This is a genomic window from Streptomyces sp. NPDC028314, from assembly GCF_055565795.1.
In genome coordinates this window covers 68,846-82,150 of record NZ_JBVHTP010000005.1, presented here as the reverse complement: position 1 = coordinate 82,150, position 13,305 = coordinate 68,846, and the positions used below count along the sequence as shown (strand labels likewise).

General features: G+C 72.2%; 12 protein-coding genes. 4 read left to right on the top strand and 8 right to left on the bottom strand.

Annotation, left to right across the window (positions count from 1 at the left end):
• Window positions 1–15 precede the first annotated feature (15 nt).
• On the top strand, window positions 16–1,194 hold the full coding sequence (locus ACZ4TG_RS13815) for an ABC transporter substrate-binding protein (protein ID WP_468162186.1): 1,179 nt from the start codon (window positions 16–18) through the stop codon (window positions 1,192–1,194).
• A gap of 35 nt (window positions 1,195–1,229) precedes the next feature.
• On the opposite strand, the gene ACZ4TG_RS13810 is transcribed toward ACZ4TG_RS13815, so the two are convergent.
• From ACZ4TG_RS13810 to ACZ4TG_RS13790, 5 genes are all read right to left on the bottom strand, one after another.
• Window positions 1,230–2,438, bottom strand: coding sequence for a serine hydrolase domain-containing protein (locus tag ACZ4TG_RS13810; RefSeq protein ID WP_468162185.1), 1,209 nt, complete (start codon window positions 2,436–2,438; stop codon window positions 1,230–1,232).
• A 148-nt stretch (window positions 2,439–2,586) separates the two neighbouring features.
• Window positions 2,587–3,300 (bottom strand): response regulator transcription factor, encoded by a 714-nt coding sequence (locus tag ACZ4TG_RS13805; RefSeq protein WP_468162184.1) that lies wholly within the window; start codon window positions 3,298–3,300, stop codon window positions 2,587–2,589.
• Entirely contained in the window at window positions 3,297–4,475 is a 1,179-nt protein-coding gene (locus ACZ4TG_RS13800; protein WP_468162183.1) for a sensor histidine kinase, read from the bottom strand. The genes ACZ4TG_RS13805 and ACZ4TG_RS13800 overlap by 4 nt, the downstream gene beginning before the upstream one ends.
• Window positions 4,472–5,161: a glycerophosphodiester phosphodiesterase gene (locus tag ACZ4TG_RS13795; protein ID WP_468162182.1), complete on the bottom strand. Its 690-nt coding sequence runs from the start codon at window positions 5,159–5,161 to the stop codon at window positions 4,472–4,474. Before ACZ4TG_RS13795 ends, ACZ4TG_RS13800 begins: the two co-directional genes overlap by 4 nt.
• Before the next feature lie 21 nt (window positions 5,162–5,182).
• Window positions 5,183–6,208 carry an adenosine deaminase gene (locus ACZ4TG_RS13790; RefSeq protein ID WP_468162181.1) on the bottom strand — a complete coding sequence of 342 codons (1,026 nt, stop codon included), beginning with the start codon at window positions 6,206–6,208 and terminating at the stop codon, window positions 5,183–5,185.
• A 108-nt stretch (window positions 6,209–6,316) separates the two neighbouring features.
• Here ACZ4TG_RS13790 and ACZ4TG_RS13785 point away from each other — a divergent pair, with 108 nt between their 5' ends.
• Entirely contained in the window at window positions 6,317–7,015 is a 699-nt protein-coding gene (locus tag ACZ4TG_RS13785) for a DUF4190 domain-containing protein (protein WP_468162180.1), read from the top strand.
• A 24-nt stretch (window positions 7,016–7,039) separates the two neighbouring features.
• Here the strand turns inward: ACZ4TG_RS13785 and ACZ4TG_RS13780 are convergent, their stop codons facing one another.
• From ACZ4TG_RS13780 to ACZ4TG_RS13770, 3 genes are all read right to left on the bottom strand, one after another.
• Complete coding sequence (locus tag ACZ4TG_RS13780) at window positions 7,040–8,650, bottom strand: TROVE domain-containing protein (protein ID WP_468162179.1); 1,611 nt, start codon at window positions 8,648–8,650, stop codon at window positions 7,040–7,042.
• Window positions 8,651–9,221: 571 nt separating this feature from the next.
• Window positions 9,222–9,692 (bottom strand): NUDIX hydrolase, encoded by a 471-nt coding sequence (locus ACZ4TG_RS13775; protein ID WP_468162178.1) that lies wholly within the window; start codon window positions 9,690–9,692, stop codon window positions 9,222–9,224.
• Window positions 9,689–10,243 (bottom strand): NADAR family protein, encoded by a 555-nt coding sequence (locus ACZ4TG_RS13770; protein WP_468162177.1) that lies wholly within the window; start codon window positions 10,241–10,243, stop codon window positions 9,689–9,691. The genes ACZ4TG_RS13775 and ACZ4TG_RS13770 overlap by 4 nt, the downstream gene beginning before the upstream one ends.
• A gap of 194 nt (window positions 10,244–10,437) precedes the next feature.
• Between ACZ4TG_RS13770 and ACZ4TG_RS13765 the strand changes: the two genes are divergently transcribed.
• Together ACZ4TG_RS13765 and ACZ4TG_RS13760 are read left to right on the top strand one after the other, a co-directional pair.
• Window positions 10,438–11,952: a gamma-aminobutyraldehyde dehydrogenase gene (locus tag ACZ4TG_RS13765; protein WP_468162176.1), complete on the top strand. Its 1,515-nt coding sequence runs from the start codon at window positions 10,438–10,440 to the stop codon at window positions 11,950–11,952.
• 53 nt (window positions 11,953–12,005) lie between these two features.
• Window positions 12,006–13,256, top strand: a complete 1,251-nt coding sequence (locus ACZ4TG_RS13760; RefSeq protein ID WP_468162175.1) for a polyamine ABC transporter substrate-binding protein — start codon at window positions 12,006–12,008, stop codon at window positions 13,254–13,256.
• Window positions 13,257–13,305: the final 49 nt, after the last annotated feature.

The following is a 13,305-nucleotide window of genomic DNA, read 5'->3' as shown; positions in this document are numbered from 1 at the left end:
CCCGAGGCTTTGGCCATGCCTGAACTCGCCTTCTCCCGGCGTGCGGCGCTGCGCGGCTTCGGTGCCGCGGGCCTGCTGACCGCCCTCACCGGCTGCGGTGTGCCCGCCGCCTACGTTCCCGAGGACCGGCGGGAGGGTCCCGACCGATCCGGCCGGGACCAGAGCCTCGCCTTCTCGAACTGGCCGCTCTACATCGACACCGACGAGGAGGACGAGGAGAGCAGGCCGACGCTGGACGCCTTCTCGGAGAAGACCGGCATAGAGGTCCGGTACACCGAGGAGATCAACGACAACGACGAGTTCTTCGGCAAGGTCAGCCCGGCCCTGATGAACCGCCAGGAGACGGGCCACGACCTCGTCGTGGTCAGCGACTGGATGGCCGCCCGCTTCGTCCACCTCGGCTGGGCCCAGAAGATGGACCGCTCGTCGCAGTCCAACGTGGCCAAGTACCTGGACCCGCAGCTGCGTTCCCCCGCCTTCGACGCGGGCCGGCTGCACACCGTGCCCTGGCAGTCGGGGATCACCGGCATCGCCTACAACCGCAAGGCCCTGGGCCGGGAGATCAAGTCGGTCAAGGACCTCTGGCAGCCCGACCTGGCCGGCAAGGTGACGCTCTTCTCCGGCCTCGACGAGTCCTTCGCCCTGCTGATGCAGGGCGACGGGGTGGACGTGACCCGGTGGACGGAGTCCGACTTCCACCGGATGTGCGACCAGGTCGAGGCGATGGTGAAGAAGCGGCACATCCGCCGCTTCACCGGCAACGACTACACCTCCGACCTGAGCAAGGGCGATGTGCTCGCCTGCCAGGCCTACTCCGGCGACGTCATCCAGCTCCAGGCGGACAACCCCGACATCGAGTTCGTGGTCCCCGAGGAGGGGGCCGAGCTCTGGGCCGAAAGCCTGCTCATCCCCAACCTGGCCCGGCACAAGGCCAACGCCGAGGCTCTCGTCGACTACTACTACGACCCGGCGGTGGCCGCGCAGCTGGCAGCCTCCGTCAACTACGTCTGCCCGGTGCCCGCCGCCCGCGAGGTGCTGGCCGCGTCCACCGACAAGGAGACCGCCGAGCTCGCCGAGAACCCGCTGATCTTCCCCGACGAGGAGATGCGCAAGCGTCTCGTCGTGGCCCGTGACATCTCCTCGGCAGAGCGCCGCTCCCTCGCCAAGCGCTGGAACGCCCTCGTCGGACTCTGAGCGGGCAGGCCCTGGCGGCCCCGCTCCGGTCCCGGCTATTCGGCCAGGGCCGCCGCGACTATCGCGCCGGTCACCCGGTTCGGCTCATCGCTCTTGGCATCCTTGGAGTTCACCGAGAAGACCACGATCCGGGACCCGTCCTTGACCCCTCCGATCCCGGTGCTGTATCCGGGCCGGGCCCCGCTCTTGCCGTAGACGACCGTGCCGTCCTCCAGGACCATCCGCTGCATCCCCGCCGTCCGCGAAGCCGGCTTGGTGGTCCCGAACTCCCACACCTCCGGCACGGTGAACATCTCCTCCAGCTGCGCCCTGGGCACGATCCGCCCGGCGAACAGCGCCTGCGTGAAACGCTCCAGGTCCGCCGCGGAGGAGATGAGGTCGCCCGCGGCCCAGCGGTCGGACTGGTTCCACACGGTCACATCGCGCAGCCCGCTCCCGCCGTCCGCCGGCGGCACCTTCTGGTAGCCGATGTTGTGCGGGCCGGGGAGACGCGTCCGATGCCGGCCGGGGAGGGAGGTCTGGTGCAGCCCGAGCGGGCGCAGGATCCGCCGGCCCACCGCGTTCTCGTACGTGGTCCCGGTCACCTTCTCGATCAGGACGCCCAGCAGCGTGTAGTTGATGTTCTGGTAGTGCTGGAACGCGCCGGGATCGCTCTCCGGGCCCTTCGCCAGGGCATTGGCGATCCGCGTACGCGGGTCGACCACATCGAAGCGGTGCTCCCACTGGTCCTCGAAGGCGTCGCCCGGACCGTCCGCCGACCGGATGCCGCTCGTGTAGTTCAGCAGCTGGCGCACCGTCACCGGCTTGAAGGTCTCCGGGAAGGTGCCCGGCAGGTACTGCTGGACCGGCTTGTCGAGGTCCACCTTGCGCTCGGCCGCCAGCTGGAGCACCACCGCCGCCGTGAAGGTCTTGGTCACCGAGCCGGCCCGGAAACGGCCGTCCGCGACGGCCGCGGCCCCCGTGCCGATGTCCGCGACGCCCGAGCTGCCCCGCCAGCTGCCGCTCGGACCGCTCACCCGGACCACCGCGGCGGTGGCGTAGGCGTGATCGGGGCCCAGCCCGGCGATCGACCGCTCCAGCGCGGCCGCGTTCGGCGGGGTGGAGACCTGCGGCGCAGCATTCCCCGCCGGGGCCCAGGCCGCTGCGGCTGCCGGCGGCGGCGGAGCGGCATGGGCCACGGCCGGGCCGGCCGCGACGCCCAGCACCAGGGCGGTGGCGATCAGTGTGCGAGTCGTTGCGTTCACGGTGGGGTCCCCCTCGTCGGATCTCGGCGCGACTGCCGCCCCGATGACCTCAATGCTGCTGGTCGCAGGGGTAGTTACGGATCACCAGTGAGAGGGGTCTTCAGCGGTACGACAACTCACCGGCGCGGGGGAGCCGACACCCCCGGCCTCACTCCCCAGAGGGAGGAACCGCGGAGCCACCGACCGCCCCGGCGGCGATCAGGCCCGTCTCGTACGCGCAGATCACCGCCTGGATCCGGTCCCGCAGCCCCAGCTTCGCCAGCACGTTCCCCACATGGGACTTCACCGTGTGCTCGCTCACCGTCAGCGCCACCGCGATCTCGGCGTTCGACAGCCCCCGCCCCAGATGCAGCAGGGTCTCCCGCTCCCGGGCCGTCAGCGCCTCCAGCCGCCGCGCCGACAGCGCCGCCGCCGCGGCCCGGCCGGCCGCCGGCCGGGCCGTGGCCGCCGTGTACTCCTCGATCAGCCGCCGGGCCACCGAAGGCGCCAGCAGGGACTCGCCCGCCGCGACCACCCGTACGGCATGCACCAGGTCGTCCCGCCGCACGTCCTTCAGCAGGAACCCGCTCGCCCCCGCGTGCAGCGCCTCGTACACGTACTCGTCCGAGTCGAAGGTCGTCAGCATCACCGTCCGGCACGCGCTCCGCGCCGAGATCGTCCGGCACGCCTCGATCCCGTCCAGCACCGGCATCCGGATGTCCAGCAGCGCCACGTCCGGCCGCAGCTCGCGCACCGCCGCCACCGCCGCGGCCCCGTCCCCGACCTCGGCCACCACCTCGATGTCCTCCTGCACGTCCAGGATCATCGCGAAGCCGCTGCGCACCAGCTCCTGGTCGTCGGCCACCACCACACGGATCGTCAATTCCCCACCTCCGACGCCGACGTTACAAGGACCACCCGCACGCGGAACCCGCGGCCATCCGGCCCCGGACCCGTCTCGGCGGACCCGCCGTGGGCCGCGGCCCGCTCCCGGATCCCGATCAGCCCGTGCCCGCCGGGACGCCCGCCCGCCTTCCCGCCGGGCCCCCGCCCGTCGTCCGTGACCGTCACCCCGAGGTCCCGTACCCCGTACTCCAGACGTACGGTCACGGCCGAAGCCCCGGCGTGCTTCACCACGTTCGTCAGGGCCTCCTGCACCACCCGGTGCACCGTCGCCCCCACCGCCGCCGGGAGCGCCCGCACCGCGCCCGAGTGCTCGCAGGAGACCGCGAGACCACTGGAGCGGACCCGCTCCAGCAGCCCCGGCAGCTCCTCCATCCCCGGCTGGGGCCGGCGCGGCGCGGCCTCGTCCGTCCGCAGGACGCCCAGCATCGTCCGCAGCTGCGCCATCGCGTCCCGCCCCGTCTCCGCGATGGCGTCGAAGGCGGCCTCCGCCCGCTCGGGAGCCCGGCGTACCGCCACCGGACCGGCCTCCGCCTGAACGATCATGATGCTGACCGCGTGCGAGAGGATGTCGTGCATCTCCCGCGCGATCCGGGCCCGTTCCCGCGCGGCCGCCTGCTCCGCCTCGATCCGGTTCGCCCGCTCCAGCTGGGCCGCCCGCTCCTCGACGGCCCGGGTGTACGCCTGCCGGGTGAGCTGGAGCCGCCCCAGCGCGTAGGCCGCGACCGAGACGAAGAGGGTGAAGAGCAGCTCGCGCACGGTCCCGGTGTTCCACCCCACCGTCACGAAGACCGCCACGACCGTGAGCAGGGCGACGGCCAGCCGGACCCGCGCGGTGCACAGCAGCGCCACCGTGTAGTAGGCGAGGAGACCCGCGTACGGAAGCGGCTGGCCGGGCCCGTCCAGCGTGAGCCTGTACACGCCGCCCGCGGCCAGGATCGCGACCAGCACCGTCACCGGGGCCCGCCGCCGCCAGATCAGCGGCAGCACGCCGAGCGTGGTCAGCGCGTACGCGGGCCAGTCGGCGGGCGGCAGCCGCGGATCCCGGGGCACCACGAACGGCATGGTGACGGCCAGTTGCACCAGCAGCGTCAGCCACAGGTCCTGCCACCGCGGGTCGGCCCGCCGGATCCGCTCCCCCCAGGTGCGTATCACCGCCCGAGGTCGGCCCGTACGGCGGTCAGCGCGTCCACCCGGTTCGTGGTGACGGAGTCCACCCCCGCCGCGATCAGCGCGCGCATCGACCGCTTCGTGTCGGCCGTCCAGGCCGACACCAGCAGGCCGTCCCGGTGCAGGGCGTCCGTCAGCTCCCGGCTGACCAGCCCGAAGCGGTAGTTGAGCCAGGCCGGAGCCACCGCGTCGATCAGCACCCTGCGCGGCGGCGAGAGGGTGGTCCAGGTCAGCGCGATCTCCGCGCCCGGATCGGCGGCGCGCACCGCCAGCATCGAGTTCGGCCCCGCGCAGTAGTACGTACGGTCGCGCGCCCCGCACTCGCGGACCTGGTCCACGACCGTCCGCACGGACTCCGTCGTGGCACCCGGCAGGTCCACCATCACCCGGCCCGCGCCCGCCGCCGCCAACGCCTCGCGCAGGGTCGGAACCCCGCCCCCCGTCAGCTCCGCGAGCTGTGGGGCCGTGACGGCGTCGAGCCGCACGTCATGGCCCCACAGCCGCTGGAGCGTCTCGTCGTGGAGGAGCACCGGGACCCCGTCGCGGGTCAGCCGTACGTCGATCTCCACGGCGTCCGCCCCGCGGGCGAAGGCGGAGCGGATCGAGTCGAGGGTGTTCTCACGGACACGGTAGGGATCGCCGCGGTGGCCGACGGCAGTCAGGGTGCGCATGCCCCCCATTCTGCGCAGGCGTCAGGAGGCCAGCCATTGCGAGGTGTACGTGTCGATCTCCGCGTTGAGCTTCGCCTTGCCCGCCGGGTCCAGGAACGAGGCCTCGACGGCGTTCTTCGCCAGCTGCGCCAGGCCGCGCTCGTCGAGCCCGAGGAGCCGGGCGGCCACCGCGTACTCGTTGTTCAGGTCCGAGCCGAACATCGGCGGGTCGTCGCTGTTGATGGTGACGAGCACACCGGCGTCCATCATCTCCTTGACGGGGTGCAGGTCGATGTCCGTCACCGCGCGGGTGGCGATGTTCGAGGTCGGGCAGACCTCCAGCGCGATCCGGTTCTCGGCGAGGTACGCCAGCAGGGCCGGGTCCCGGGTGGCGCTCGTGCCGTGGCCGATGCGCTCGGCGCCCAGCTCGTTGATGGCGTCCCAGATCGTCTCCGGGCCGGTGGTCTCGCCGGCGTGCGGGACGCTGTGCAGGCCGGCGGCCCGGGCCTGGTCGAAGTACGGCTTGAACTGCGGGCGGGGGACGCCGATCTCCGGACCGCCGAGGCCGAAGGAGACCAGGCCCTCCGGGCGCAGGTCGACGGCGAGGCGGGCGGTCTCGGCGGCGGCTTCGAGGCCGGCCTCGCCGGGGATGTCGAAGCACCAGCGCAGGATCACGCCGAGCTCGGTCTCGGCGGACTTGCGGGCGTCCTCGATGGCCTCCATGAAGGCCTTCTCCTCGATGCCGCGGCGGGTCGAGGAGTACGGGGTGATCGTCAGCTCGGCGTACCGGATGTTCTGCCGGGCCATGTCGCGCGCGACCTCGAAGGTCAGCGTCCGTACGTCGTCGGGGGTGCGGACCAGGTCGACGACCGACAGGTAGACCTCGATGAAGTGGGCGAAGTCCGTGAAGGTGAAGTAGTCCGCGAGCGCCTCGGGGTCCGTGGGGACCTTCGAGTCGGGGTGGCGGGACGCGAGTTCGGCCACGATGCGCGGGGAGGCCGAGCCGACGTGGTGGACGTGGAGTTCGGCCTTGGGCAGCCCCGCGATGAAGGGGTGCAGGTCGGGCATGGGTGCCTCCGGGAGGACGCGGGTGCGGGCAGGTCGGCTTCATCGTAGGCAGGCCCGGGGACTGTCGGCGGCAGCGCATAGCATGGCCGTACGAGAGGGGGGCGCCGTATGACCGACCAGAGCCCTGAGCCGACCGACCCGTGGGCACCGCCCGAGAGGCCCGCGGTGGAGCTGGGCAAGGAGCGGGGTGCGTCCTCGGCGCCGGGGGCGCCGTCCGTGCACGACCAGCCGACGGTGGTGGACATGCCGGGCGCGGGGATCCCGTCCGCGGCCCCGGTCCAGCCGGTCGCCCCGGCGGCGCCCGCCCAGCCCTTCGCACAGCCGCCCGGCCAGCCCCCCGCCTACGGGTACCCGGCGCAGCCGGCCCCCGGAGCGTACGCCTACCCCGGGCCCCAGCCGCCGGTCCAGCCCGGGTACCCGGGCCAGCCGGGCTACCCGGCGTATCCCGGCTACCCCGGTTATCCGGGATACCCCGGCTATCCCGGATACCCCCAGCCGAGCAACGGCTTCGGCATCACCGCGCTGGTCCTCGGACTCATCTCCGTGGTCGCGTGCGCGACCATTGTCGGCCCCCTCGCGCTGGGCATCGCGGCGGTCGTCTTCGGCTCGCTCGGCAAGGGCAAGGCCAACCGGGGCGAGGCCACCAACGGCGGGATGGCGCTGGCCGGCATCATCCTCGGCGCGGTGGGCATCCTGCTCGGCGCCGGCATGCTGCTGCTCCTCATATTCGGACCCGACTCCGACTACGACTCCGACTCGGACTACGACAGCCCGTCCTCCAACTCCCGGGTCCACGAGCGGATATGAGCCGCCCCGGGCCCGTGGCGCAGGCTACGGGACCCAGGGCCAGTCCGCGTCCCGGCCGCCCTCGATCAGGCCGACCATGCGGAAGGCCGCGTCCGTGAGCCCGCCGAAGGTGTGCCGGTCGGCGGATCCGGAGGGCGCGTGCCCCATCCGGTACCCGGCGAGGTTCCAGGTGTAGACCGGGACGCCGTCCGGGACGAGGGCCGTCGGATCGCCGCCGTAGCGGTGCTCGGCCTGCTCGTCGGTGACGATCAGCACCCGGTCGTGCCCCTCGTAGTGCTGTCGCACGGCCTCGCGGGTGAGGGTGCCGCCGAGGTTCCCGAACCGCTCCAGCACCTTCAGCACGGACTCCCCGCGCTCGTACGGGACGACCTCGCTGGACGTGCCGAACTGCACCAGGTCGGCCCGTTCGGCCCGCAGGGCCAGGGCCGCGGCGAAGACGGCCGCCGCGTCGGCCCGGTTGAGGTGGGAGCGGTCCGACAGCGGGGACCACATGGACCCGGACCGGTCGACCAGGATCAGCGTCCGGCCGGGCAGCGCCGGTACGTTGGCCAGCGAGTGCCCGAGGGCCCGTTCCAGCGGGTACGCCCAGCGCAGCGAGGGCGCGTGCTGATAGGCCGCGAGGTAGCGGAAGGGGAACTGCCGGGACCGGGCGACGGACTCCGGGTCGGAGAGCTCGGCCGCCACCCACGCGGCCACCGCGTCGGAGACCCCGGCCCGGTCGAAGTTGCGCAGGTTCCGCAGCAGCGCCATCGGCCCCATGGACGGGATGACCGCCTCCCAGGCCGCCGCGTCCATCGGCCCCTGGAGCCAGCCCGCCAGCGCCTCCCAGGTCATACCGGCCGCCGCGAGCCGCTCGGCCCCGTCCGGGGCGCAGACCACGGCCCGGCGCTCCTCGACCGGCAGTGCCAGCAGGTCCCGGTGCGCGGCCAGGACCCGGCTCCCGGCCGGGACCTCGGCGGTCTTCGGGTTGTGGCGCCGGTCGAGGGCGTAGCGGAAGAGCGCGGCCTGCCAGGGCTTGGCCGGGTCCGGGGAGGCGTGCACGAGGTTGAGCACGTCGCCGAAGCGGTAGTTCCTGTTAGCCGTGTCGTACTTCAGCAGCGTCGTGGGGGAGTAGAGGCGGCGCACCGCGTCCGCGATCCCGCGCTTGACGGGCTTGGGCACGTTCCGCCCGTACGTCGCCGTCCAGTACCCGAGCAGTTCGCCGGGCTCGTCCGCGCGCAGCAGTACGGAGTCCACGACCTCCCGGTTGGACGGCCCCTCCTGGGCGGCCGAAGCCGCAGTTGCTCCGGCGTCGAGCCGTGCCCTGACGTACTCGGCCGCGCCGACCAGCGAGGCGGTGCGCATGCCGCCGTCGCGGCGCAGCCACGCCAGCAGGCCCGCGGTCCACGCCGGGTCCTCGACCGCGAGCTCGCGCACGAGCGAGGCGAAGCGCTCGTCGCGGGAGGGGCCGCTCTCGTAGAAGGTCTGCTGGGTCACGAAGTTGGCCACGGCCAGCAGGAAGAGCTCGGAGCGAGCGTCGCGGGCGTAGCCGCCGCGGCCCTGGTGGCCGAGGTCGCTGCGTCCGGTGGACCGGACGGGCGAGCTGGGCCCCGAGGGCGGCGTCCTGCCGGGCAGGCGCAGGTTGAAGCGGGCCATGTGGGTCCCCCCGAGTTCAGCGGCCAGGGGGGAGGCGCGGCGTGCGGGATGCCCGAGGTCGAAGTCGGCGACGGACTTTTTTCCGGGCGAGCTGCCGAACCGCTCCACCAGCCGAGGCCGGGCAGGATTCGAACCTGCGACCTCCCGGCTGCGAGAAGTAACCGTCGCCTGCGCACCGGGCATCCCACACGCGGGCCTCCCGAGATCGAAGTGGCGGCGGCATGGTTTCCATCTGTAAGAAGTAGCCGCGGCCCGCGCACCGGGAGGTGCGTGACGTACGTGTCCAGAGAACAAGGGCGGCGAAACCGCGATGCTCTACCACTGAGCTACACCGGCCCGAAGCCGGTGACGGGAGTCGAACCCGCGGCCGTCGAAGGAGGTCTCGCCGTCGCACCTGGACGAGCGTCACAGTAGGCCGCCCGATCCGCACCCCGCCAGGCATTAACGGGCCGCCGGCGCCCCGGCCGGTCACCGGTCGCGCCGATCCGACCAGGCCCGACCCCCGACCCCCGACCAGGCGAGACCCGACCCAACCCGACCCGGCCCGCGGCCGTCCGGTGTGCGGCCCCGGTCAGACCTCGGCGGCCATCAGGAGGGTCGGCACCATGACCGTGCCCCCGGTACCGCCCCCGGCGCCGTCGGCGTCCCCGGCCTCCTCGGCCGGGGTCCCGCGCGAGAGCGGGACCCAGATCAGCCCCACCATCCGGGGACAGTCGCACACCAGGTCCGCGTCCACCCCCAGCCGGGGCTCCCCGGGCGCCACATCCACCCGGAAGCAGGTGGTCCAGCCCGAGGGGTACGGGGATTCGTACGCGTACCGCACGTCCAGGGCGCGCAGACCGACCTCCTCGGCGACCTCGCGCCGGACCGCTTCCTCGGGAGCCTCCCCGGGCTCCAGCCCGCCGCCGGGCAGGGTCCAGTACTCCGGCCCGTCGTGCCGGCCGCTGGGACCCCGGCCGCGCTCGCGGACCATGAGCACGCAGCCGTCCCGGATGATCACCGCGGCGACCCTGCGCCGCTCCGGTATGCCGCCGGGCGTCATACGCCTTCCGTCCGCAGCCGCTCGCGCGCCTCCATCAGGGCGAAGCCGAGCAGATTCAGCCCCCGCCACCGGGCCGGGTCCAGGGCGCGGTCGTCGTCGGGCGCGAGCCCGACGCCCCAGATCCGGTCCATCGGGCTGGCCTCGACCAGCACCCGCTTCCCGGTGCCCAACAGGTATCCGCGCAGCGCCGGATCTGAGCCGAACTTGTGCACGCTGCCCTCGACGACCAGCGCGAACCGCTCCCGCTCCCATATCGCGTTGTCGAAGCCCCGCACCAGCCGGCCGGCCTTCTTCGCCTCTGCCGGGCTCTTCGCCTCCAGCGCCGCGCGCTCCGCCTGCGGGTCGCCGAAGAGCCGGGCCTTGCCCGCCATCATCCAGTGCTCGGCGGTGGCGTACCGGACATCACCCACAGTGAAAGCGGACGGCCACCACTGACTCAGACAGCTCGGGCCGAGGGTCCCGTCCGGCCTCGGCCGGTGCCCCCAGAACGGCAGGAACTTCAGCCGTTCACCACGGCTGACCTGCTCGATCAACTCGTCGATCATCTCCATGCACGCGAGTCTGACAGTCGCCACTGACACTTCGTACGGGATTTTCGGCGTGCCTCGACACATGGTCGACCGATTCCGTCGCGTAATCAAAAGGCAACAACGGAATCACTTGGCCGAGGGCATCGCCTCTGTCAGGATCGGCACTCAATTCGGGCTGTAGTCCGAACTGTAGCTACGGAGAGCGTGAGAGCGTTATGGGCAACCGCTTCCAGGTCAAGGACCGCTTCGCGGACGGCGCGCAGTACATCGACGGCAGGCTCAGGTCCGGCACCTCCGGGACGTCACACACCGTGATCGACCCGGCGACCGGCGACGAGGTCCTCACCTACGAACTCGCGAGCACCGCGGACGTGGACGCGGCCGTCGCCGCCGCCAAGCGGGCCTTCCCCGCCTGGTCCGCCGCCACCCCCGGGGAGCGCTCCGACGCGCTGCACCGGCTGGCCGCCGTCCTGGCCGAGCAGGCCGACGACTTCGCGTACGCGGAGTCCCTCCAGTGCGGAAAGCCGCTCAAGCTGTCCACGGAGTTCGACGTACCGGGGACCATCGACAACACCGCCTTCTTCGCGGGCGCCGCGCGCCACCTCCAGGGGCAGGCCGCCGCCGAGTACTCCGGCGACCACACCTCCTACGTCCGCCGCGAGGCCATCGGGGTCGTCGGCTCCATCGCGCCCTGGAACTATCCGCTCCAGATGGCCGCCTGGAAGATCCTCCCGGCCATCGCCGCGGGCAACACCATCGTCCTCAAGCCGGCCGAGCTCACCCCGCTGACCTCGCTGATGTTCGCCCAGGCCGCCAAGGACGCGGGCCTGCCCGACGGGGTGATCAACATCGTCACCGGCGCCGGCCGGGAAGCCGGCGAGCACCTGGTCGGACACCCGGACGTGGTCATGACCTCCTTCACCGGCTCCACCGCCGTCGGCAAGCGGGTCGCCGAGATCGCCACCGCCACCGTGAAGCGGCTCCACCTGGAGCTCGGCGGCAAGGCCCCCTTCCTCGTCTTCGACGACGCCGACCTGGAGGCCGCCGCGCACGGCGCGGTCGCCGCCTCCCTCATCAACACCGGGCAGGACTGCACCGCCGCCACCCGCGCGTACGTCCAGCGCCCCCTGCACGACGCCTTCGTCGCCCGGGTCGCCGAGCTGATGGAGACCGTCCGCCTCGGCGACCCCTTCGCCTCCGGCACCGACCTCGGCCCGCTGGTCTCGCACGCCCAGCGCGACCGGGTCGCCGGATTCGTCGAGCGCGCCCGCTCGTACGCCACCGTCGTCACCGGCGGCGAGATCCCCTCCGGCGACCTGGCGGACGGGGCCTACTACCGGCCGACGCTGATCTCGGGCGCCGCGCAGGACAGCGAGGTCGTGCAGTCCGAGATCTTCGGGCCGGTGCTGGTCGTGCTGCCCTTCGACAGCGACGACGAGGGCATCGCGCTGGCCAACGACACCCCGTACGGACTGGCGGCCTCCGCCTGGAGCCGCGACGTCTACCGGGCGAACCGGGCCACCCGCGAGCTCAAGGCGGGCTGCGTCTGGGTCAACGACCACATCCCGATCATCAGCGAGATGCCCCACGGGGGCTACAAGGCGAGCGGCTTCGGAAAGGACATGAGCGCCTACTCCTTCGAGGAGTACACGCAGGTCAAGCACGTGATGTACGACAACACCGCGGTCGCCGCGAAGGACTGGCACCGCACGATCTTCGGGGACAGATAGCCAAGCTGCCGCCGGACCAGCGGCCACGCACCCATCCCGAAAGGGCACAGCCCATGGAGCAGTTCGAGCCCGACCGCCTCTCCGCGGCGCAACTCAACGCGATGCGGCGCAGCCTCGCCAGCGGGCGCGGCGCCCTCACCCGCCGTTCGCTGCTGCGCGCCTCCGGATTCGGAGCGCTCACCCTCGGCGGCCTCTCGGCCCTGACGGCCTGCGGCATCCCGCCCGCCCGACGCGAGGACGGCACGGCGGTGGCCTCCGACGACCACTCTGACCAGGAGAAGGAGATCAACTTCTCCAACTGGACCGAGTACATGGACACCAGCGACGACGAGAAGACCCGTCCCACCCTGGAGGAGTTCGAGAAGCGGACCGGGATCAAGGTCAAGTACACCGAGGACATCAACGACAACGTCGAGTTCTTCGGCAAGATCCGCCCGCAGCTCGCGGCCGGCCAGGACACCGGCCGCGACCTGATCGTCGTCACCGACTGGCTCGCCGCCCGCATCATCCGGCTCGGCTGGGCCCAGAAGCTGGACCCCGCCCACCTCCCGCACGCCTACGCCAACCTCTCCCCGCAGTTCCGCAGCCCCGACTGGGACCCGGGCCGCTCGTACAGCTATCCCTGGACCGGCATCTCCACCGTCATCGCCTACAACTCCAAGGCCACCGGCGGCCGACAGGTCGACTCCGTCACCCAGCTGCTCGACGACCCCACCCTCAAGGGCCGGGTGGGCTTCCTCACCGAGATGCGCGACAGCGTCGGGATGACCCTCCTCGACCAGGGCAAGGACCCGGCGAACTTCACCACCGCCGACTTCGACGCGGCGATCGGCCGGCTCCAGAAGGGCGTGGACAAGAACCAGATCCGCCGCTTCACCGGCAACGACTACACCGCGGACCTCGACAAGGGCGACCTCGCCGCCTGCCTCGCCTGGGCGGGCGACGTCATCCAGCTCCAGGCCGGCAATCCGGACATCAAGTACGCGATCCCCGCCGCCGGGTACATCACCTCCAGCGACAACCTGCTGGTGCCCGCCAAGGCCCGGCACAAGGCCAACGCCGAGAAGCTCATCGACTACTACTACGAACTTCCCGTCGCGGCCCAGCTGGCCGCGTACATCAGCTACGTCTGCCCCGTCGAGGGCGTCAAGGACGAGCTCGCGAAGATCGATCCCGAACTCGCGGAGAACACGCTGATCGTCCCGGACAAGGCGATGACCGCCAAGTCCCACGCCTTCCGCTCCCTCAGCTCCGAGGAAGAGACGGCGTACGAAGAGAAGTTCGCCAAGCTCATCGGCGCCTGACGGGCCCGCCCCGCACCCCGTCGGTCCCCCTGCCGGCACCCGCACCCCC